General features: G+C 58.3%; 19 protein-coding genes. 10 read left to right on the top strand and 9 right to left on the bottom strand.

What is annotated here, in order from left to right; translation table 11 throughout:
• Positions 1-144 precede the first annotated feature (144 nt).
• Together AC0NIH_RS21530 and AC0NIH_RS21525 are read right to left on the bottom strand one after the other, a co-directional pair.
• Positions 145-453, bottom strand: coding sequence for a hypothetical protein (locus AC0NIH_RS21530; RefSeq protein ID WP_473464719.1), 309 nt, complete (start codon positions 451-453; stop codon positions 145-147).
• 24 nt (positions 454-477) lie between these two features.
• A complete protein-coding gene (locus AC0NIH_RS21525) occupies positions 478-1398 on the bottom strand; it encodes a LysR family transcriptional regulator (protein ID WP_473464722.1) in 921 nt (306 codons plus the stop codon).
• A gap of 266 nt (positions 1399-1664) precedes the next feature.
• On the opposite strand from AC0NIH_RS21525, the gene AC0NIH_RS21520 reads away from it, so the two are divergent.
• The 4 genes from AC0NIH_RS21520 to AC0NIH_RS21505 all read left to right on the top strand — a co-directional run bounded on the left by AC0NIH_RS21520 (position 1665) and on the right by AC0NIH_RS21505 (position 5317).
• Positions 1665-2324: an ABC transporter permease subunit gene (locus tag AC0NIH_RS21520; RefSeq protein ID WP_473464724.1), complete on the top strand. Its 660-nt coding sequence runs from the start codon at positions 1665-1667 to the stop codon at positions 2322-2324.
• Between the two features lie 12 nt (positions 2325-2336).
• Positions 2337-3089 (top strand): ABC transporter permease, encoded by a 753-nt coding sequence (locus tag AC0NIH_RS21515; RefSeq protein ID WP_473464726.1) that lies wholly within the window; start codon positions 2337-2339, stop codon positions 3087-3089.
• A gap of 51 nt (positions 3090-3140) precedes the next feature.
• On the top strand, positions 3141-3989 hold the full coding sequence (locus AC0NIH_RS21510; protein ID WP_473464729.1) for a transporter substrate-binding domain-containing protein: 849 nt from the start codon (positions 3141-3143) through the stop codon (positions 3987-3989).
• A 74-nt stretch (positions 3990-4063) separates the two neighbouring features.
• Complete coding sequence (locus AC0NIH_RS21505; protein WP_473464732.1) at positions 4064-5317, top strand: CapA family protein; 1254 nt, start codon at positions 4064-4066, stop codon at positions 5315-5317.
• Positions 5318-5333: 16 nt separating this feature from the next.
• Here the strand turns inward: AC0NIH_RS21505 and AC0NIH_RS21500 are convergent, their stop codons facing one another.
• On the bottom strand, positions 5334-5864 hold the full coding sequence (locus AC0NIH_RS21500; RefSeq protein ID WP_473562695.1) for a helix-turn-helix domain-containing protein: 531 nt from the start codon (positions 5862-5864) through the stop codon (positions 5334-5336).
• Between the two features lie 62 nt (positions 5865-5926).
• On the opposite strand from AC0NIH_RS21500, the gene AC0NIH_RS21495 reads away from it, so the two are divergent.
• On the top strand, positions 5927-6247 hold the full coding sequence (locus AC0NIH_RS21495) for a helix-turn-helix domain-containing protein (RefSeq protein ID WP_473464737.1): 321 nt from the start codon (positions 5927-5929) through the stop codon (positions 6245-6247).
• A 1275-nt stretch (positions 6248-7522) separates the two neighbouring features.
• On the opposite strand, the gene AC0NIH_RS21490 is transcribed toward AC0NIH_RS21495, so the two are convergent.
• Both AC0NIH_RS21490 and AC0NIH_RS21485 read right to left on the bottom strand, forming a co-directional pair.
• Positions 7523-8548 (bottom strand): hypothetical protein, encoded by a 1026-nt coding sequence (locus AC0NIH_RS21490; protein ID WP_473464739.1) that lies wholly within the window; start codon positions 8546-8548, stop codon positions 7523-7525.
• 51 nt (positions 8549-8599) lie between these two features.
• Positions 8600-10072 (bottom strand): N-6 DNA methylase, encoded by a 1473-nt coding sequence (locus AC0NIH_RS21485; RefSeq protein ID WP_473464742.1) that lies wholly within the window; start codon positions 10070-10072, stop codon positions 8600-8602.
• A 327-nt stretch (positions 10073-10399) separates the two neighbouring features.
• Here AC0NIH_RS21485 and AC0NIH_RS21480 point away from each other — a divergent pair, with 327 nt between their 5' ends.
• The 3 genes from AC0NIH_RS21480 to AC0NIH_RS21470 all read left to right on the top strand — a co-directional run bounded on the left by AC0NIH_RS21480 (position 10400) and on the right by AC0NIH_RS21470 (position 14066).
• Positions 10400-10633, top strand: coding sequence for a cold-shock protein (locus AC0NIH_RS21480; RefSeq protein WP_473464744.1), 234 nt, complete (start codon positions 10400-10402; stop codon positions 10631-10633).
• An 82-nt stretch (positions 10634-10715) separates the two neighbouring features.
• Entirely contained in the window at positions 10716-12785 is a 2070-nt protein-coding gene (locus tag AC0NIH_RS21475; protein ID WP_473464747.1) for a S8 family serine peptidase, read from the top strand.
• A gap of 12 nt (positions 12786-12797) precedes the next feature.
• Positions 12798-14066 carry a hypothetical protein gene (locus tag AC0NIH_RS21470; RefSeq protein WP_473464750.1) on the top strand — a complete coding sequence of 423 codons (1269 nt, stop codon included), beginning with the start codon at positions 12798-12800 and terminating at the stop codon, positions 14064-14066.
• Between the two features lie 144 nt (positions 14067-14210).
• On the opposite strand, the gene AC0NIH_RS21465 is transcribed toward AC0NIH_RS21470, so the two are convergent.
• The 4 genes from AC0NIH_RS21465 to AC0NIH_RS21450 all read right to left on the bottom strand — a co-directional run bounded on the left by AC0NIH_RS21465 (position 14211) and on the right by AC0NIH_RS21450 (position 18154).
• Positions 14211-14570 carry a hypothetical protein gene (locus AC0NIH_RS21465; protein WP_473464752.1) on the bottom strand — a complete coding sequence of 120 codons (360 nt, stop codon included), beginning with the start codon at positions 14568-14570 and terminating at the stop codon, positions 14211-14213.
• On the bottom strand, positions 14555-15955 hold the full coding sequence (locus tag AC0NIH_RS21460; RefSeq protein ID WP_473464755.1) for a hypothetical protein: 1401 nt from the start codon (positions 15953-15955) through the stop codon (positions 14555-14557). The genes AC0NIH_RS21465 and AC0NIH_RS21460 overlap by 16 nt, the downstream gene beginning before the upstream one ends.
• Before the next feature lies 1 nt (position 15956).
• Positions 15957-17159: an MFS transporter gene (locus AC0NIH_RS21455; RefSeq protein ID WP_473464757.1), complete on the bottom strand. Its 1203-nt coding sequence runs from the start codon at positions 17157-17159 to the stop codon at positions 15957-15959.
• Positions 17160-17266: 107 nt separating this feature from the next.
• Positions 17267-18154 (bottom strand): helix-turn-helix transcriptional regulator, encoded by an 888-nt coding sequence (locus AC0NIH_RS21450; protein ID WP_473464761.1) that lies wholly within the window; start codon positions 18152-18154, stop codon positions 17267-17269.
• Positions 18155-18433: 279 nt separating this feature from the next.
• On the opposite strand from AC0NIH_RS21450, the gene AC0NIH_RS21445 reads away from it, so the two are divergent.
• Positions 18434-19429: a class I SAM-dependent methyltransferase gene (locus tag AC0NIH_RS21445; RefSeq protein WP_473464763.1), complete on the top strand. Its 996-nt coding sequence runs from the start codon at positions 18434-18436 to the stop codon at positions 19427-19429.
• Positions 19430-19440: 11 nt separating this feature from the next.
• Entirely contained in the window at positions 19441-20415 is a 975-nt protein-coding gene (locus tag AC0NIH_RS21440; protein ID WP_473464767.1) for a LysR family transcriptional regulator, read from the top strand.

Below are 20415 nucleotides of genomic sequence, written 5' to 3'. Positions count from 1 at the left end.
GATGGCCGGAGCGAAGCAGGTGCATGGGAACGGCCCCGCATTGATTAATGGACGAACTCGCGGGTTGCTACGAACTCCGCTGCAAGCACTTTTGAAGCCATCTTGCGGTCAGCATGAATTCCTTCGTCGGTCGCCTTGGTGTCCCTATTCGCATCGACCTCCGCCAAATTCCTCCCCCAGTGCGGCGATGGGTGAGCCATTCAATTCAGGCAGCTCGCACTCCTCGTAGAGCAGCGGCAGCACCATGACCTCCCCCCGGGCGATCCCCCTGTTCATCACCACGTCGAGTTCCTTCTTCACCCACGGCGCGCCGATCGACTTCTCGATAACACGACGGCGATGTTGCGTTAATACACGGCATCTCAAGCCGGAAACCCTGCACACGATCAGGGCTGCGAGGGCATCCTGGCCGGCGCAAGTGCGATCTGCTGTGAGCCACCAATAAAACTTCAATCTCTGCCGCTTTCTGAGGAATACCTATCCACCTCTAGCAGGCGGCTCCGTGGAAAACGCAGCGATGATCGCCTCGAGCGACACATTCAATGCCTTAGAAAAGGTCCTGCCCTTCTGCCAAATCGCCACGTAGTGATAGAGCGCGGATGGTTCCACTGGCTTTATTCCCAGGTGAAACGCCGCGTATTCGCGCGCAATGATCTCATTGGTTATCGAAATGCCCAGGCCAGCCGAGACGTATCCGGCTTCGTGACCGTTGCAATCGAATTCCACCAAAATGTCCGGCTCAACGCCGGCGAAGCGCAATGCATTGAAGTTCATTTGGTGGGCAGCGAACTGCGGATCGATATCGACGATCGTTTCGCCTGCCAGGTCGTGAGCCTCGATACAGGTCTGTTTTGAAAAGCGATGGTCGGGGTGAAAAATGCATACGTTTCGTGCCGACCCAAGCGGCGCCCACTCAAACAGACTTGGATCCAAGGGCAGCCTCGAGATTCCGAGCTCCGCCCGCCCTGCCAGAATGTGCTCGCCGATCTGCTCGTAGCTTCCCGAAATCGAGCGGACATTCGAAGCGGTCTTTGCGTGGATAATCGCCACGACCTTGGGCAAGGTCACGAAACCGAAAACAGAAGGCGCGGCAATCGCAATCCGCTGCTTTTCCTCGTTCTTCATAGCGAACATCGACGCTTCCAGCCGATCCAGGGACGTCAGGGCAAGTTCCACGTTTCGCAGGAGTTCCCAGGCTTCCTGCAAGGGGACGATGCGGTTGGCTGATCTCTTGAAGAGTGTGATGCCGAGCGTGGTCTCGAGTTGCTTCACATGTTGACTGACGGCCGGCTGGCTTATCCCGAGCGCTGCCGCCGCTCGCCTTGTCGAACCGGCCCGCAAAACTTCTCGGAAGACCTTCAGTTGACGGAGCTTCAGGTCGCTCTGCAGCAACTCCATTCCCTGCGCTCCTTTCCCTGACAACGCCACCCGGGACGCAGATAACGCCAACCTGGGGAGCAACGAAGCGCCTCAGTATATAACGGCACGTTATAGATAAAAGAATAAAAATTATAGATTGAGTATGTAATTTCAAGCGTTAGAATTGGGCAATATCTCCAATTAACTCCAAATTACCAATATAAAAGTTCGCAACCTTGGGTTATACGACTTTGTCTGCACGGACCGTCGTATCTCGCGGTATTGCGAGCCAAGGAACGCGCCCCATGGGTGGTTTTACTACTCAGTTTGTTGTCGCACTCACCGTGACCATAAGCCTGGCTCTTGTCAGCGGCTGTCTGGGTACGGCATTAGGGCTGTTTCTGGCCATTTCGAAGGGCACGGCACAGCCGCGACTCAACAGCGTCGTGACGGCCTACACGACAGTTGTCCGTGGTGTACCAGAACTTCTCATTATCCTGCTCATCTACTTCGGCGGAACGTCCCTCGCCAGCAAGATCGCCGGCCGGTACGTGGAGGTGAACGCATTCACCGCAGGCGTCATCGCGCTCTCGGTCGTCTTCAGCGGCTATGCGACCGAAGTGTTTCGCGGCGCGATTGCGGCGGTGCCAGCGGGTCAAGCCGAAGCGGCAAAGTCGCTTGGGCTGAACGCCTGGCAGCGCTGGGCGTTCGTCATCGGACCTCAGATGCTGCGGCTAGCGCTGCCTGCCTATGGCAATCTCTGGATTTCGCTCTTCAAGGATACGGCGCTGGTTTCGATCGTCGGCCTGACCGACATAATGCGCGTTGCGTATGTGGGGGCCGGATCCTTGCGCGCGCCCTTGACCTTCTACCTTGCGGCCGCCGCTCTCTACCTCTCGCTGACCACCGTCACGCTGCTGTCGATCCGGCTGGCTGAGCGACGCTATCCGGCCCTCGGCCGGTAGGAGGGAGCGACCATGAACCTCGGCTTGATGTTTGATGCAATGGTTGTCCTGCCTTCGGGCATTGGCCTCACCTTGACGCTCACGGTCCTGTCGCTGACGGCTGGATTTCTTCTGTCCGTGCCGTTGGCCTTCATCCGCGCGTTCGGACATCCCGGCCTGTCGCTCGCGGTGCTGGCATACACCTATGTGATTCGCGGAACGCCGATGCTCGTTCAGCTCTTCCTGCTCTACTATGGCCTCGGTCAGATCGAGGTGGTGCGAGCCAGCATCTTCTGGGTGATCCTGCGTGACCCTTTCTGGTGCGCCCTTCTGACATTTTCGCTGAACAGCGCGGCACACACCACCGAGATCCTGTGCCGCGGTCTCCAGTCCGTGCCTAAAGGTGTCACCGAGGCGGCCACGTCTCTCGGCCTAAAACGCTTCCAGATCGCTCGCCTGGTCACCTTCCCGATCGCTTTCAGGATATCGCTTCCGGCCTACGGCAACGAGGTCGTGGGGATGATCAAGGGTTCGTCCCTGGCGAGCACCGTGACGCTGCTCGAGATCACCGGCATGGCGAGACAGATGGTGTCTACCACGTTCGCGCCGTACGAGATCTTCATCGTCGCCGGCGCGATCTACCTATCGCTGACGTCGATTGCCGTAAAAGCGATGCAGTTCCTGGAACGGCGACTGTCGACCGACGGCCATCCTGCGCCTCGACGAAAGCCGCGATTGCGCCCGCCATTTTCTGATCCCGAGATCACGACGACGCCCCTGCCCTGACCTGCGGGTTTTTGGCGACCCTTTCCATCTTAACCAACGAAGAGGTGCATCATGCGCATACCCCTGGCTATTGCTGTTTCTATCGCATCCCTGATGTCGGCATTTCCGGCCAGCGCCGAAAGCAGGAGCGTCATATCGATTGCCACTGAAGGCGCATCGCCGCCCTGGGACGGCACCGACGCGAACGGTCAACTCTACGGCTATGATATCGATGTCGGACAGGAGTTGTGCCGTCGCATCCAGATCAAATGTACCTTCGTCCCGCAGGATTGGGACGGGATCATTCCGGCACTGCTTGTAGGCAAGTTCGACGTCATCATGTCCGGCATGGCGATCACGGAAAAGCGCAAGCAGAAGATCGCGTTCTCCGTTCCCTACGCCACCGGCTTCAACCAGTTCGTTGTGCGCAAGGACCTGGGTCTCGATCCTGGCGACATCAAGCAGAAGGTCAACCTCTCGACCATCGGCGACGAGGAGAAGGCGACCATCGAACGCCTCAGATCGACACTCGCCGGCAGGGCGATCGGGGCCCTGCGCTCGTCGAATTCGGAAGCCGTGGTGAAGGAAATGCTGGGCGATGTCGTGACCATCCGCAGTTATGACAGCCAGGACAACATGAAGCTCGATCTTGCCGCGGGTCGCATCGACGGCGGCCTCGCCGACTATTTCACCTGGCGGGATTTCCTGGAGACGCCTTCCGGTTCGGATGTGGTGTTTTTCGGGCCGGAACTGAAGGGTGGGCTCTGGGGACCGGGCGTTGGCGCCGGCATGCGCAAGGACGATACCGAGTTGCTCGCCAAGTTCAACGCGGCCATCGACGCTGCCACCAAGGACGGAACGATCAAGGCGCTGAGCCTGAAATGGTTCAAGAGCGATATCTCACCGGCCCTCTCGCAATAGCCGGCAAGCAGCTTCGACATCGACGTGGCGCTGGCCGCAACGCCACCGCCCTCCCCTCCTTCAAGGCGAGTTCCATGAAAGACCAGTTCTGCGCGGTCGTTACCGGCCAATCCCTGATCAAACACGACATCCGTGACGTCAAAGACGAGCGTTTCATCGCGGTTACGGACTTCCTGCGCCAAGGCGACGTCGTCTTCACCAACTTCGAATCGACAATCCTCGGCAAGCACGGCGGGTGGCCGACCAAGGGCAAATACTTCGGCTATTCCAGGGCTGAAGTGCTCGACGCATTGCAGGCCATCGGTTTCAACGCGCTTGCGCTCGCAAACAACCACGCCTTCGATCTCGGCGCCGGCGGCATCCTCTCGACGCTGGAGGAGGTGGAAGCGCGCGGTTTCCTGCATGCCGGCATCGGGGCCGGCGAGACGGACGCGAGGAAACCCGGCCGCCGCCGGCTGGGCGCGCGCGAGGTCGCGCTTCTGGCGATGGATGCAGGCCCCGGCCCGACCAACATGTATGCCGAAGACCGCACGGCCTTCCGGCCGGCTCGGCCCGGCGTCAATCGTCTGAGCACCGTTCGCAAGATGGGGGTGCCGGACGGTCACTTCAGCAGACTGGCAAGGCTGGGCGCGCATTTGCAGAGCTCGCCCTTTGAACTAGCCAACTATGCGCAACCGGAGGACCCGGTGGAGGTGGCAGCCGGCACGGAGATCAATTTCTACGGCACGGTGTTCACGCAAGCCGCCGATTTCGGCCGTCTGATCGAAGTCGATCAGCGGAGCGCGAGTGTCCATCTCTCCGCCATCCGGCATGCGGCGGCACAAGGCGATTTCGTCATCGCCTATCTGCACCACCATCATTGGGAACCAGGTTGGCAGGATGTGCCGCGCTGGGTGCAAACCTTCGCCCGGATGTGCATCGACGCCGGCGCCAACCTATTCGTCAGCCACGGCGCTCCGGTGCTGCAGGCGGTGGAGATCTACAACGCCTCGCCGATTTTCTACGGCCTCGGAAATTTCCTCTTCCACGTGCACCCCGACGAAACCGAATGGGACCCACCGGAAGTCTGGCAGAGCATTGTCGCCGCATGCCGCTATGATGCGGGCGGAAGCCTGGAAGGGATAGACCTTCTGCCCGTCGTGATCGGGGCGGAAGCTCAAGCTCTCGGATCAGCAACGGACAGACTGGTGCCCGTCGCCGTCACTGGAGGCGCGGCCCGAGACATCCTCGAGGGATTCGCGACCCGCTCGCGAGCTTTCGGCGTCGAAATCGAAGTATCCACGGCTTGCGGCCGCATCGCCCTGCCCGCCGCCCGAAAATTCGGCTAACAGGCCCGACCGGCCGTCAGACGGTCTTGCATTCGGCCGGCGCGGATTCGCCGGCCGTTTCTCGATCCGTCTCTGTGTCTAGCAGGGTCAGTTCTTCCCCCAACGCTGCGATCAGGGACGAGACGCGACCGCGCACACGGGGCGGAAGGTTCACTAGACCCTCAATCAGGCGCCGGCCCTCCGCGCTGGCGATGAAATCCAGGCGCTCGTCGACCGGCAGGGGCCGCGCCTCGAGGCGGGTCTCATCGTTTCCCGGCAGGCCTTCGAAGAAGCGGCCGACAGGAACGCCGAGCGAGCTGGCGATCTCGTAGAGCATCGATGCGCTCACGCGGTTTCTAGCGTTCTCGTATTTCTGGAGCTGCTGGAAACTGATGCCTATCGATCGGGCAAGCTGGGCTTGCGATACGTCGGACTGGACGCGAACGGTCGCAATCTGCCTGCCGACATGCTGATCGGCGGGATGAGGGTCACTTTCGATCCTTGGCTTCGGCTCCGTCCGTAGGAGGACGGTGCGTTGCGGTTTCAACAAGGCCTTTCGAACCTCCACTCGTCAGCCGGATAAAGTCTGTCGCCTACGCTCCGGGCTCTTCGCACCGATGTTATCTGCAGATGGAATCGCCACTTCATATACCTTACGGGGTGCAAAATAACCCTATAGGTGGCAAAGAATATCCGGCTGCCGATTGTGGACTGATGGTCAGTCCACGACAGATTCGAGCCGCGCGGGCTTTGCTTGGTTGGTCGCAGCAGGAGCTTGCTGACAAGGCCATTGTGTCGCTGAATGCGCTGGTCCGGTTGGAAAACGGCAAAGTAGACTCCCGGATTAGCACTTTGCAGGCTATTGAAGCGGCCCTGACAAAAGCGGGCGTCGAATTCTTGTCCGTCGGGCAGAGGGGTGAAGGTGTCCGGCTCTCAAATCCTCGGGCTTGATAGTGAATTTGGCGTGTGTTTTCTGTGTGATGCGGTGCTCGATTGGCACCCTTGCGTTTCGTTCGGTGACGTTGCGGAGTAGCCATTCGCTATCTGCCCGATCCACCTTCCTAGCTGCGCGATCCTGGCCTGCCTGATGGGTTGCCAGACCCGTTATGGCCGCACCAGCGCACAACTTGGTTGCAGACGGATATCCAATCGTTCCGATGGGTCTGCTCCAGACGCTGCTGCTGACAGCACACCCATTCAGTCTTTTCGTGAACCTGCCGACGTCCGCACAACGTGCTATTGCAGGACCAACTGATCGGCTCGCGCCCAGAACACTGTTAGCAAACGCGGTAAGGCTTGGCCTTGCAGCTGCAATTGTCGTTCCCACAATTTCTCTCCTGCGGGTGACGACAGACAAACTCGTGGTATTGTCGGAATCAGCCATGATCCGAGTTCCATACAGCTTGGGTTGTGCCCAGGCCGAACGATGTGTTGAAGCACGACGTTCGGCCACCAAGAGCGAACCATATTACGTACATACCGTACATTACGGACACCGCCATTGTCAAACGTTCCTGATCCTCTCGACAACAAAACTGAACGCTTCGAGTTGCGGCTCTCGACCGACTTACTTGCTCGCATAGACGAATGGCGTCGCACGCAGCCAGATCTTCCCACCAGATCGGAAGCGTTCCGGCGATTGGTGGAGGCTGGGCTAGCTTCAAAATAGGTTGCGGCTTGGTAGAACCATCTCGGGCGCGCTTGGCGAGCAAAGCTGAGTCGGTCGAAGCTGGAGGCGTCTCGCGAGCTATGGTTGTAGATTTAGAAAGAGGATTGCGTAGGCCTCACCGTGACAACGTCGAATGCTTTCGCACTCCATTGCCGACATCGATTTATTCCAGAGAACGGAGGCCGCGTGTGCGGTTAGCCAAACGGCACCTACCGACGCCAAACGCACAGTTTCGAGCGATCGTTGAAATGTGAGGCTGGCTTCCGGCACCTTTGCGCCAAGCGCCTATTGTGACGTTGAAGGATCGAAAGGAGCCGCAAGCAGTCGGAGCACTTTGGCGGTTCAGCTGGGACGGGCTGCCCGCTACCGATATGCTACAGTTCCACACTGCCATTTATGCGACTTTCCAGCACAAAAGGCGAACATAGCCTAGCGACTTATATCCGACGCTAACAATTCTGGCTCAGTTCAGCGACAGGCGGAATGTCTGAATGGGGCGGCAAGATGATCGCAAGTCCGAGGGCGATGAGGGCCAAATAAAAAGTAGCTGGGCCTGATCATGTAGACAGGGCTGAAGCGCGTCGATGTCTTGCTTCTCGATGCATGTTGACGGGCGTGGCGCGGAGAACTCGCGAAACCATTTCGCCGAGAAAAAGTCCAGGCGAAAGCTCGGTCGGTATGCGATCCTTGATAACTTTCACCTTGGGCAGACCGTTGATGATTTCGTCGATCGTGTCATCGAGCATTGGCTCCGGAACTTCTTCGGCCTCGTCCTCAAGCTCGGGGCCTGGCTCCAATATTCCATCTGCTGGAGGAACAACGTCTGCGTCTGGAAGTACAATGTCGCCTCCGTATTCCATCAAGACCAAACACGTGGCGTGGTAAGCATCGTCTTCCTGCCCAAGCTTGACAAGAAGATCGAACAGCCATTCCGCTGTCCCGGGTTCCTTGTGCAAAATATCGGAGCGCAGCCCAAAAACGAAACCGAGTGCGGCTAGCGGATGCCGCAGCCGCAAATTCTTGGCGTCACCGTACGACTCCTCGATCCTGTTCGGAGCATTCTTTGCATACGACGAGTCCATGCGCTTGGTTGAAACAAGCAGCTCCGGGCCGGTCGCCCAATCCGTAATGATGACATCGACCTGCTTCAGGTAGTTCTTGCCAAGTATGGCCGCTGACGATGATGTGACGCCACGAATCGATGAGCGTTTCTCGATCCGCTCTTCAATTTCGGCTCGAAGCTTGCCTGGCAACGAACTGATCAACGACGTAATCGCGGCAGGAAGGACGCGCGGATTGCGCGGCTTGGGCCAGACCTGGTCTGATCTGAACCCTGCTCTGCGGAGTTCGTAACTCAACCATACATCCAGGGCTAGCGCGGGAACACCTGACTGCGTTGAAGCCTTGAGATGCAGTGGAACACCCAGCAAGAGCTCAAGCGTCCCATAGTCCGGCTCAAAGCGCAGCTGGGCATCTGGCCTCTTAGTCCATGGATTGCTGTGCATCCCGCCGGTGGCCGCCCGAGCGACGATATAGTCGAAAAGTCCCCAGGCCTGACTTTTCGCAGTTTCTTTAGCGCCCATCGGCTTTTTTTACCCTTGTCCATTTGGCGACAACGCAATCAAGCCGCCGCCTCAGTCAGCATAGTGGCGCCAGCGCTGAAGAGATCCAATGGCCTCTTCAAGTTCGTCGTTATCAGTCCTATCGATAGTCGCGGCTGCTGGGAAAACAATCCGTCCGGCCTCGCGTGGCTCAAGCTTTAACATCCCTCCCCCGAGCGCGTGGCCTTCGAGTTCGCAGCTTAACCTCACGAAGGAGGACGACCATGCCGGCAGCAATTTGCTCGCAAGGGACCTATTGCGGACCCGAACCGAGTGGACGCTGTTGGTGCAGGATACGCCAGCGGCATTTTTGACAAGGTTCACGCTGCGCCCAGACATGTAACTCATCATGAAGTCAGGTATCTGGACGTCAGGCACCGCATACCAAGGCGCGCGATTGCGGCACTTGTACGCCTGCCTTGCTTCCTGGCCGACGCTGCTGTCGAGATACTTGCTCACCGAGACTGGAAGCTCTTGATGGCGCGTCAGCCGCAGCAGCAACATCGGATCGTCGCGCTGCTTCCATTTTTCGACCGTGGCCTTGGTGATCTGCTTGTCTGGCATCGCCCGGCCGTTGCGCAGCGACGGCTGCAGTAGGGCCGACGGGATTCGCAGGCGATCTGCGTCGGAAGGCCGCAAATGGAAGAAATCATTATGACCACTTACGTAACCGATGCCGACGGCCGCAAAATCGGCCAACCGGTGTGTGCGAGGGTCCGCAAGCGCTGTCGCGTATAGAGAGCGTACTGAGGCAGGCAGCAGATAAGGGCGCAGGCGCCGGTTCCAGACGGTGCGCCATTCATCGAGGTCTATCCTCATGACCGGCTTCGGCGGTGTCCTTCCCGGGACAAACTCCTCGATTACGCTCATGCCGATTGCATCGGCTTTCCCGCCAAAGCCGTCAGTGTAGAGCAGCCAGCAATCCTCGGAGAGCGTAGGGAATAACTTTTTTCGCACAGCAATGATCTGCACCTTCGAGAATGACTCGACGAGATAGTCAAGAAGCGGCGCGGCGTAAGGCGCGTGGCCGATCTCGGCGGGCACGACAAAAGCCATCCGGCCGCCGCGTTTCAGAAGGCCGGCGGTCGCGACAATGAATGGAGCCCAGGACGAGGCCAGTCCGCTGAAGCGGGCGCCAAGATCGAGGCATAGGTCAAGCGCCTGACGCCGCATTTCACCCTTGAACGTCTGGTAACGAATGAAGGGTGGGTTGCCCGCGGCGCACTCAAACCGTTCGCGGGTCTCAAGAGCCCAAGTGAAAAAATCCCCTTCGTGGACCAAGGCACCCGGTGCGCGCACTATCGCGAGATGCGCCGAGGTCGGATTCTGCTCGATGCCGACGCTGTTTCGGTGAAGGGCCAGAAACTGACCGTCGCCACAGGAGGGATCAAGCATCCGATCGGAGGGTTTATGACAGGCCCAGGCGACCAGCGCCTGGCTCACATCGTCTGGCGTGAAATACGCGCCGGAGCGCTTCCGTGAATATTCTGGAGATCTGCCCACCATCGCCCGCACCTTAGTCAGATCGAATCGCACCGCAACAGCGGAAATTGGAACATAACGCGAACAACCAGAATCGACAACCTGATGGGTGGCTGGTTGGCCCTTGAGATCGCGTGGCGGCCTGAGGAACCGGCGGGCGGAGTCTACGTTGAGGCTTGGTCGACAACGGTTTCTAACCATTTGTCAGCACTCATCAGACGTCATTTCGTTTGTCAAAGTGGACCCTTGAAAGGGTGGGTGCTATGGTATCCAAATGGCGAACTCACCATATCTAGCGTGCATGGCGCGTAGCATTGGACGCCAACTTTGGTCTTTCGCGAGGAATTGAACATGGCAACCGGCAGGGTGAAATTTTTCAGTTCGACAAAAGGGTTTGGATTCATCACGCCTGACGACGGCGGTGGTGACGTCTTTGTTCGCGCTGAGGAAGCCTCCAGAGCCGGACTATCAACATTGGATACCGGTCGTAAAGTGAGTTTCGAAGAGGTTGGTGCCGAAGGCGGGAAGGTTTCGGCGACGCAGATAATCAAAGAGGAAGGGTCCACTGGTATCCAGCGCCCTTAAGCAGCGCCAATTTTTCTTGCGCGCAGTCCGATGTTAGGTTTTATCTTGGACATCCAAACATTGGTGCGCGGGAAAACTGAGAATGGCTGCCATACCAAGTCGGTTCGTTGACCATTTTCTGCTCGGGCGGGCGAGTCCTGGCGAGCTTCAACGATTTACCCAAGATGCAGGCATTGTTGCGGACGTCTGGCTCAGCTTTGCCGAAGATCTCACCCTCCCGCGGACTATCCTGTTTACGCCCGTGGACGGCGTGCCCGCAATTGATGCCGCGACCGTCGTTCATCAAGCACTCCGCCGGTATCGGGAACAGCCGGCCCTACCGAACGACAGCCTGAAGGCACAAATCACGACCAATCGAATATGGGCAAACGTCTCGCCGCTGGAGAGCTTTGTTGCGGCTACGGTATACTTCGATGAACTCATACGGGTGGTTCTGCCACTGACCCTGTGGTGGTCAAGCAAGAACCTGAATGCGCTGCGCGAGGAACGGCTGGTACTCAGCGGATTCCGTGCAAATCTGGAAACGTACGTTTCCCGCCGCCTAGGCCAGCAAGGCTCCAACGCCCCGCCTTTTGCTGCCGATGTCGAACGTTCCTTTGCCGACAGACGGTCCTTGGACGCGAAGGTCCTGGAAGCGACCTCAATCGTTGCTCTGATCGGTCTCTTTGCGGCCGTGGCGCGTCAGCCCCATTTAATAGATCCCACTGTCGCCTCGCAGTTCGACGGCGAAGCTATTGCCAATTGGACTGCAGGCCACGCCGACACGATCGCCAAGGCGGCGGTCTCGGAACTGGATCGCTCTGTGCCAGCTCCAACTTCGAGCGTATTGGGTTCCTTTCCGGCCAATCCCCATACCCGAAGCACCGCACTTATCCAAAGAGTGTTCCTGGATCGAGAATCACAGCTGGCAGAGACAGAGGCGATCTGCACGGTGAAGGCAGACGCAGCGGACCGCGTATTCGATATTTCGTGCCGGTCTCTCACCTGGGCAATTATTGACAGCGGAATCGCAGCTAGTCATCCTGCCTTCGACGAGTTCGAGGCGGGGACGAATGGCAGCCAACCCAAGCGCGCAAGTCGGGGAAGAGTGCGTGCGACTTTCGATCTCACCCGCATCGACCTTATTCGCAACCTTGACCTGACAACGGATGACCAAGAGCTTCGCGAAGGCGTCATTGAGCACATTCTAGAGGACTTGAAAAAGGTGCCGGGACTTCGTGCGCCCGACTTTGAGAGAGTTGCAAGAAAAAACTTGAGGTTGATAGCCATGCAGCTACGGCGCCGTTTGCTTCCGGACTGGGCGCTGATCGAACCACTGATCCGGATCATGGAAGACGACGGGGTGGGCCTATCTTCCGATCACGGCACGCATGTAGCGGGCATTCTGGCCGCTGACTGGCGTGAGCTTCCGACTGGTGTACCGAATGGTGGTGCGGAGGAGGTTGTGCTGCGTGGGATATGCCCCGACATTTCACTCTACGATCTGCGCGTTCTCCACCCCAAATCCATCAAGAACACCGAGTTCGCGATTATCGCCGCCCTGGAATTCGTACGCCATCTAAACAGCCGAGCCGCGGGGCCACCTCTTATTCACGGGGTCAACATCAGCCTGTCGATACCCCACGAGGTGCGAAACTACGGATGCGGCGTGACGCCTGTATGCGTGGCCTGTGACGACTTAGTCCAATCTGGTGTCGTCGTTGTTGCCGCGGCTGGGAACCGCGGATGGAATGAACGAGAGTTGGGGTTTGGAAATTTCGTGTTCTGTTCGATCACCGACCCTGGCAATGCGCAGCGCGTCATCACTGTCGGCGCTACACACAAGGCCAAGCCACACACATATGGCGTGAGCTATTTCTCCAGCCGTGGCCCTACCGGTGATGGTCGAGTGAAGCCCGACCTTGTCGCTCCGGGCGAAAAGATTCGTGGGCCCATTCGTGGCGGTGCCGACGATGAACTCGACGGAACCAGCATGGCAGCGCCATTCGTTAGCGGCGCTGCAGCAATGCTGATGGCTCGGAACCGCGAGCTGATGCGAAATCCCCAACGGATCAAAGAGATCCTGTGCGCAAGCGCCACCGACCTCGGGCGCGAGCGCTATTTCCAGGGGCACGGCCTGGTTGACGTATTGCGCGCCTTGCAGTCGATTTGAGGAGGTGCAGGAATGTTGTTCAGCCTCGAGGTCCTGCCTGCTGCTGAAGGCGACTGCCTTCTGCTACATTGGGGCGCCCCGCCCTCGATCGCAATCGTAGATGGCGGACCCGGCAAAGTCTTCGAAAATACCCTGAGAGGACGTCTTGATGAGGTCCGTCGAAACCTTCAACTAGATACCTTGCCCATTGAGCTGATGATGGTCAGCCATGTCGACAATGACCATATTATTGGCGTCAAGAAGCTGTTTCGCGAGCTCCGCAGCGACCAAACCAACAACATTCCGGAAGACCAGCGCAAGTTCAGGGTTCTGCGACTCTGGCACAATGCCTTCACCGACATCCTCGGCGACAAATTCGATAGCTACTATACGGCACCGGTAACGGCAGCCTTGACGGCTGCGACGTCACCTGGCGCCTCCTCAGCAACACTCGCAGACGCCGGCCTCGCCAACCTCCCAGAAGATGAGGCGCGTCACTTGGCCTTCGTCCTGGCGGGGCATGCAGAAGGGCGAGACCTCCGCGACGACTATAAACTGTTATTCGACGCCGGCCAAATCAATCGACTGAATACGCCGTTTTTGCGCAATGGGGATCCAAGTCCCGTCATGCGTGTATCTCCGATGGTCAAGCCAAAGATCGCTGGATTGGAGTTGCTGGTAATCGGTCCGAGTGAGGTAGAGCTCGATCGACTTCGCGCGGATTTTGACAAATACCTCGTCAAAAATGGCCTCACGCTTCCTGAGGCCTTGGTCGCTGCAGCTGCCGAACAGGACAACAGTCCGACCAACCTTTCCAGCCTTATCTGCCTGGCAAAGTTCGGCGGAAAGACGATTCTGCTCACAGGTGACGCTCGTGGCGACCGTATCCTTGACGGTCTTGCAGCAGCCGATCTGCTTCGAGGAGGAACGATGCACGTTGATGTGTTGAAGGTGCCGCATCATGGTAGCGCCCGCAATGTCACGCCAGATTTCTTCAAGGCGATTTCTGCGGACACCTACGCAATCTCAGCCGATGGAAAGCACAGCAATCCCGACCGGGATACAATCAAGTGGTTGATCGACTCCCGCGAAAAGGATGCTCGTTACAAAATCGTGTTTACGTATCCGCTCGCCGAGATTGACGCCACGCGCCGCAAGATTCAGGAGCGCAAACAAAAGTGGGACGCGGACCGAGACGCAATAGATACCTTGCTCACCTCCTATAAGCAGAACGGGTTCGCGTTCACATTCTCGAACGGGCGTGCTGTAATTGATCTCGGCGACGACGAGCTGCGGTGGTGAGTGGTTCTGTTTAGGAGACCAATATCCTCTTACATTACGTTGTTTACAAAGCGATATTTGCTTTTTTCAATTGATGGGCAAGGATTTGTGGAACGAATGGAATACCTAGGCCCCTGCACCGAACTCGCCGCGTGGCGGCCCGGGTCACGGCATTGAATCGCGAAGTCCCCCAAGTGTAGCAGGTAGAGCCAACCGCCGGCGGAGAGGAATAAGTCCGAGACACGGCAGCCTCGTCGTTTGCGGCGTTTGCCAGTTGAGCGACATGGGCTTCAGAAGCACATCAACGAGGTGCGCGGCGTGACCCAGTGAGATCGGCAGCACGACCTCAGCGGCGATCGCCGCGGCGTCGAACGGCGCCGAGCGCTGGGATAGTGCGAGTTTATCGGTCTGCGCGCAAAGGTCGGGGAGCGCGTCACCGTCCCGATGGAGGCCAAGCTGGCCGAGTATCTTCTCGAGCCGATCGGGCGTTGCTGGAAGCGCATAACATTTCAGGAAAAGGCCCATTCCTCATCGGCGGGGGTGACCAACCCCCGCCGCAGCCGGCTGTTAAGTTCATGCCACAACGGGTCCGACACGAAGCCTTTCATGCTTCCACATGCCTCGGCGAAGGAAATGTCGCCCAGACGATCGATAAGATCACTCATCCCGCTGTCCCTACCATTGAGAATCAGCTCGAACGGATCATCGTCAAACTCAATGACCCGATGTCCCCAGGCACCCGGTATGTCGTCGGTTGCGAGAGCCTGCCGAAGATCTCCATCCACGCCTGCGGCCTCAAGCGCCCGGCAGACGACATAACGCATCAGGGGGTAGTAGATCGGCTGATAGCTGCCTCCAAGCGCGCGCACGCCGGGCAGGATCGACAAAACCAGAAACATCAGCAGGAGATTCGGGACAAGGCTGCGGTTTGCCAGCCGCTCGAGGATGTCGGGGGCGGTGAAGCACGCCACCTTCATACTGGTCGCAGGATCGATGAGCTCGCCGGCGATCAGACGCAGCGGACGGCGTTTGCCATTTTCATAGAACCAGAAGAAATCAGTGCCCCGAGCGAGCCAGCCACTCCAGGGGCCAGACGCGAGCCCGTCGAGGCCGGCAAGGATATTGGAAGCGAACTTCGGGTCTTCCAGCAGTCTCATGCGTAACCAGGAATTTTCGTCCGACAGATGGTCGGCCACCAGGTCGGCAACATCCTCGTCGTCGATCTGCAGGAAAGCAAAGCGGCCTCCGAACATTTTTGGCCACAGGATGAGATTGGCTGCCTTGATGGCGTGCGCGGGCCGCTCGAACTGCGTCTTCGGCAAAAGGCTACGCAGCAGCATGAGCGCGTCCCTCTCAGTGTTTGGCTCCGTCGGCAACAACTCGAACCTATAGGGTCCCTGCCCGGCCAACAGGCTGTATCCGATCATCCGGCTTCGGCTGAGGCCAAAGACGTTGACCGGCTTCCCGTCGACATTGAGCCAGCCTGGCCCCTTACGCGGCTTTTCAACAAGGTTCACCGTCGAAACGGCGTAGGAAACATAGGTCGAACAGCCATGCGCCGAGAGGCCGAGGAGGCTGAAGACGTGTGTGTAAAAGGCTTCCGGCTCCATGAGGAGAAACAAATGAGGGCCTGTCTGCATCACACGGCGCCTTTCGAAATCCCTGCAGATTTCCGAGGCGGCATCAGTCGATAATCCGTTTCGTGTCGCTGCCTTCCTGATGATGCCGACTAGTTTGGTGAAGGCTCGAAGCCGGCTTTCTGGCATGTAGGTGGAAGCTGGCGCCTCGAACAGGCGAAACGCATAGTCGCGTATTGGCCGGGAATGATATGGGCTCATCCAGGGGTAGAGTGCCGTCAGCGACCCCAGGACTGCCTGTTTCGCATCTGCATCTGCAGTTAGCTCTTCCACCTCACGATTCACCTTTTTCTTGTGGCTGAACGACAACGCTCAAACACAAAATACTGATGAGGAGCACCACTCCGAAGCTAAAGAAAAACGTCGAAGGAAATGCTCGATCTCCTGCAGCGGCGCCGATGCCGAAGACGAGTAACCCGAGCGCCACGGCCACACTGTGCATAATGCCTTTGGCACGGCCCAACAGATAAACGGATACATGCGACTGCAATGTGACTTCAACGCTAACGCGTCCAAGATTGTATAGAAATCCGAGCGCGGCGAAAAGGATCACTGTCCAAGGCGTGCGCAGAGATGCCAGCGCCATGAGTACAAGCGCCGTAAAGCCCAAAAGCATGAGATGCCGCGCGTGGATACTCATTGCTCCTTCAATCCGGTATAGAGAGACCGCGCCGATCAGTGAGCCCGCCGACCATGCGGCCTCGAGGTAGCCGAAATCGACGGCAGTACCCTTCTGCTCCTGGAAGACGAAGCTCGATCCCATGACGCTGACAAGCACCGCGCTTGTATAGAGAAGCGCGTAGACGACGATGAGACGACGCAGGCTCGGATCGATTAGTGCTGCAGAGATCTTGGCGATGCGGACATCGCGCAAAACCGGCTCCAGCCGCATCAAGGCAAGGCAGCCCGCTGAAAATAGGAAGAAGGCAGCAAGAACGGTGAATGGCAGGGCTGGTGAACGCTGATGTAACAAAGGCCCTGAAAGCAGAGCCGCGCCGAGGTTACCGAACTGCATGACGAAGAAGACGGTGGAATTGGCGGCTACAAGATCGCGGCCGTCAGCTATCACGGGGATCATCGATTGAGAGCTCGTAAGCGCGACACGGTCGCAAAACGAAAAGAGGGCCGCCGACAGGCAGATAATCAAAAACACGTCCATGAAAAGGAGCGCGCAAGCGGTCGCCAGCATAACGACGAAGCGGCCGAGGTCTGCCGCAACGTTCAAGCGCCGCCTGTCAAATCGATCCGCCGCCAAGCCGGCCAGAGGACTCGCGATGAATTCGACAATGCTTGCGATCGCAAGGAAGCTCGCCACGCCGGCAGTTCCGTACCCTCGCTCGACGAGAATCCAGGCGGATGCGATGTAGTAGCCGTTTCGGGCGACAGAAGCCGATAGCGTGCTGGCCAGGAATCCGAAGCGAGGATTTGACCGGTCGGCCCGTCCTTTAGCATGATGAATTCGAACCAGGTCTGACATGAGCGGCGTATCCGGGCTGACCGCCGATGAATACCTTCTTCCGCCAAGCCTGCTTTACTGTGATGTCGGGGTTTTCCGATACTTGCTGAGAACCGACAAGCGGCGGCCTAGATTCTGCATTGACGGCGAAATTCCGTCGGGGCGGCGCCGAAAGCCTGCTTAAAGGCGGTCGTGAAATGGCTCGAACTGCCGAAACCACACTCCATGGCGATCTCCGTCGCCGACAAGTTCGTCGATCGCAGCATATCCGCCGCGTGCTCCAATCGGCGCTGTGCAATGAATGCGTGCGGTGTCATGCCAGTCGACTGCTTGAAGGCCCTCCAGAAATGGAACCGGCTAACCCCAACCTCTTTCGCCAAATCGGCGAGCGTAGGTCTGGCGCCCGACAAGGCCTCGATCATTCCCACCGCTCGCTTGAGATCGAACGATGACAAACCGCCTTTTGCCGGTTCCTGATGCACGCCGTTCAACCTGAACATTTGCCCGAGCAATTGCGTGGCCTGGCACTCCGCCATCGTCGCGCTGATGGGGTCGGGCTGCTTGAGCTCCAGGACAATCCTCTGCAACGCCAACTCTACAGTCGTGTCCCGAAATCCGATCGAGGGCGGCAGCGCTGCCGCGCGATTGCGAGTCATTCCCGCAAACACGTCGTCGGCGAACCCTTTTTCAATCGAGACCAGGACGTAGGAAGCGGTCGCATCCCCCTCGTCCCACCCATTCCAATCACTGCCAGCGGGAATGAAGATTATCGAACCGGCCCTACGCGGCGAAAAGGAAATCCGGCGCCCGTCGACAATGTCTTCTCCGCGGCTCGCCGTGCCCTTCAGGTTCATCAAGAACAGATGGTTCGGCTGGAGGAGTCTTGTCTCCTGGCGCTCAAGCCCGGTTCTTTTGACCACGTCCGCCCGTACGCTGCCCCAATTCTCATACTTGTGGGCAAGCGATTGGTGGCGTGACCGGCGGTTCTCGGTCGGGTCGAGGGCAAGAGTATTCACGTATCCACAGCCTCCTTACTGGCGAGTGGCCAGTCGCTGCGTGATGTGGCGAACCAATGGTTGCTGAACAACACGCAAATAACTCTGGATTGCTAGAAGATGTGACTTTAGCGAAAAAATGGCAAGCCAGTGAAAGCCGTCTGTATCCGGCAGCCCTACCAATTGCCTCAGCCAATACTTGAGCCGGGCGAAATATTAGACGCCACTTATCTTGGTGGAATTTCCCGCCATCGACGTATCGGCATCTCACCAACGGAACGGTGCTGGAGGCATACTGCGATGCGTGGACTCGACGACTTTCTGGCTGAGTGCGACAACGGTCCACGGATCAACGGGCTGGCCGGTTTTTTCGCGGCGACCGCGGCCGGAAAGAGCGGGATGCCAATCCGCAAGCCCGTCGCCGATGCCCGGCTTCTGCCGAGCGATGAATTGCTGAGAGATGTGGTTGCCCTGCATGCGGCACGACAAGGTTTTTTCGACCAGCACTACCACGGCAGCATTCCCTACAGATTGGAGGAAGAGTGCCGGATGGCCTACGCAGTGCTGAAATATGCCCGGCACCGTGGCGCTCCGCTTTCGCTATACAGCCTTGGAACGGCAGAAGGCACGATGGCGAGAACATTGTCCGAGATTTCAGGGGGGCAGATACGCACACTGTCCTGCAGCCCCAACGCGGAGAACTACACAAGCTTCATGGCCTATGGCGAACCACCGCACGCCGACTTCTTCATTGGCCCCTTCCATAAGTTGACCAAGGACGTTCTGGGTTCAGATCCGCGACTGGCAAATTTCGCCCAGGGCTTCGATATTATTCTGGAAGATACGACCTTTCAGATGTACTCGCCAAACAGAGCAAGCCAGATCGAGTTCGTGACCCAGCACCTCAAGGCGGATGGAATCTTCGTCTTCGTCGAGAAGTTCCGGGCGGCCGAGGAGCCGGACTACAGGCGCCGCGAATACCAGAAGGATTTCGGCTTCAAGGCGCGCTATTTTCCCCCAGACGAAATCGAGAAGAAGCAAACCCTCGTTCTGGATACGATGTTCGGCAATGAGGTCACTTTGGGGCAAATGGCTGACGCGATACGCGCGCATTTCAGCTACTGCGCCCTGACCTGGAACAGCGGAAATTTCTGCAGCCTCGCGGCGAGCAATAGCGAGGAAAACCTAAACCGGTACCTCTCCCAGATGGCCACGCCAGCCATTCCGCACGAGTACGTCTATGAAACCAGTTTGTATTCGACCATGCCGGTTCGCATCGCCGCCGCCCAGGAATAGGCGCTTAAGCCTTGGGACAGGTCGATAACACGCTCCGCCGTTTGGACCATGTCTTCGCAGCGGTCGACCATGGCAGCCTGAGGCAGGCTGCCAGAGTTCTCAAAGTGAGGGAATCCTGTGTCAGCCGCAACATCGTTGCTCTCGAGCAGTCGCTGGACATGCAGTTGTTTGACCGCGACGCCCATGGCGTTCGGCTGACCGAGGCGGGTCGGGCCTGGGTCGATCTTGTCCGCGCTCACTATGAAGGCTTGCACGATGCCCTAGCCGGAGGTGGCCGCGGTCACCAGGATGCCAAAACGGTCAGGATAGGGTTATGCGCCCAGATGGGGCGCACGTTCGTGGCACGCCTGATCGATCGTTTTGGCCGTTTGCATCCGGACGTGTGCGTCGCGATCGAAGACGTTCCAGTCGAACAGTGCCTGGCGTCGATACGTCGCCGTCGCCTCGACATCGTCTTCACGCATGGGCTTGAGAACGCCGCCTTATGCCGCAGCGAGATATTTGCGCACGAGCGTTTGTTCGTTCTCCTGCCCTGTTCCCATCCGCTTGCTGAACAGCCTGCGGTGACATGGGCAGACCTTGCAGATACGTGCCTGCTGGTTTCAGGCGGATCGCCGCAGGATCCGCGTTTGCTGGAGCATATTGCTGCGAATGATGGCCCCACTGTCCAGATATGTCGCGCCAGCGAAGCAACGGTGATCCTCAAGGTGCAACTCGGTCAAGGCGTGACTCTGGCGGGCGAGGGTTTTGCCAGGACACTTGCCATCGACGCCACGGTGTGGAAACCTATCAGTGGCCAGAGCAGCATTAGCCGGATCAAGGCAGTGTGGCTGGAATCGAACCCAAAGCGCGCGCTTTTGCGGCTGGTTGGGACCGCGAGAAACATGGTGGCTGCAACGCGACCAGGCCCGACCCCGGTCATGGCAGGAAGTACGGAACGCCGCGGCGCGATTTCTGAAATCGCCATGACTGGGAGGCGCGACTGA

The sequence above is a fragment of the Mesorhizobium sp. WSM1386 genome (assembly GCF_055901595.1).
The sequence above is the reverse complement of the archived record's forward strand: the minus strand, read 5'-3'. Positions and strand labels throughout refer to the sequence as shown.

Bases quoted from the DNA above. Each gene is read 5' to 3' on its own strand.
- AC0NIH_RS21505 (WP_473464732.1), top strand. From the start codon at position 4,064: ATGAAAGACCAGTTCTGCGCGGTCGTTACCGGCCAATCCCTGATCAAA.
- AC0NIH_RS21445 (WP_473464763.1), top strand. From the start codon at position 18,434: ATGCGTGGACTCGACGACTTTCTGGCTGAGTGCGACAACGGTCCACGG.
- AC0NIH_RS21525 (WP_473464722.1), bottom strand. From the start codon at position 1,398: ATGGAGTTGCTGCAGAGCGACCTGAAGCTCCGTCAACTGAAGGTCTTC.
- AC0NIH_RS21465 (WP_473464752.1), bottom strand. From the start codon at position 14,570: ATGGGCCTTTTCCTGAAATGTTATGCGCTTCCAGCAACGCCCGATCGG.
- AC0NIH_RS21520 (WP_473464724.1), top strand. From the start codon at position 1,665: ATGGGTGGTTTTACTACTCAGTTTGTTGTCGCACTCACCGTGACCATA.
- AC0NIH_RS21490 (WP_473464739.1), bottom strand. From the start codon at position 8,548: ATGGGCGCTAAAGAAACTGCGAAAAGTCAGGCCTGGGGACTTTTCGAC.
- AC0NIH_RS21515 (WP_473464726.1), top strand. From the start codon at position 2,337: ATGAACCTCGGCTTGATGTTTGATGCAATGGTTGTCCTGCCTTCGGGC.
- AC0NIH_RS21475 (WP_473464747.1), top strand. From the start codon at position 10,716: ATGGCTGCCATACCAAGTCGGTTCGTTGACCATTTTCTGCTCGGGCGG.
- AC0NIH_RS21510 (WP_473464729.1), top strand. From the start codon at position 3,141: ATGCGCATACCCCTGGCTATTGCTGTTTCTATCGCATCCCTGATGTCG.
- AC0NIH_RS21495 (WP_473464737.1), top strand. From the start codon at position 5,927: ATGGAATCGCCACTTCATATACCTTACGGGGTGCAAAATAACCCTATA.
- AC0NIH_RS21480 (WP_473464744.1), top strand. From the start codon at position 10,400: ATGGCAACCGGCAGGGTGAAATTTTTCAGTTCGACAAAAGGGTTTGGA.
- AC0NIH_RS21470 (WP_473464750.1), top strand. From the start codon at position 12,798: ATGTTGTTCAGCCTCGAGGTCCTGCCTGCTGCTGAAGGCGACTGCCTT.
- AC0NIH_RS21485 (WP_473464742.1), bottom strand. From the start codon at position 10,072: ATGGTGGGCAGATCTCCAGAATATTCACGGAAGCGCTCCGGCGCGTAT.
- AC0NIH_RS21455 (WP_473464757.1), bottom strand. From the start codon at position 17,159: ATGTCAGACCTGGTTCGAATTCATCATGCTAAAGGACGGGCCGACCGG.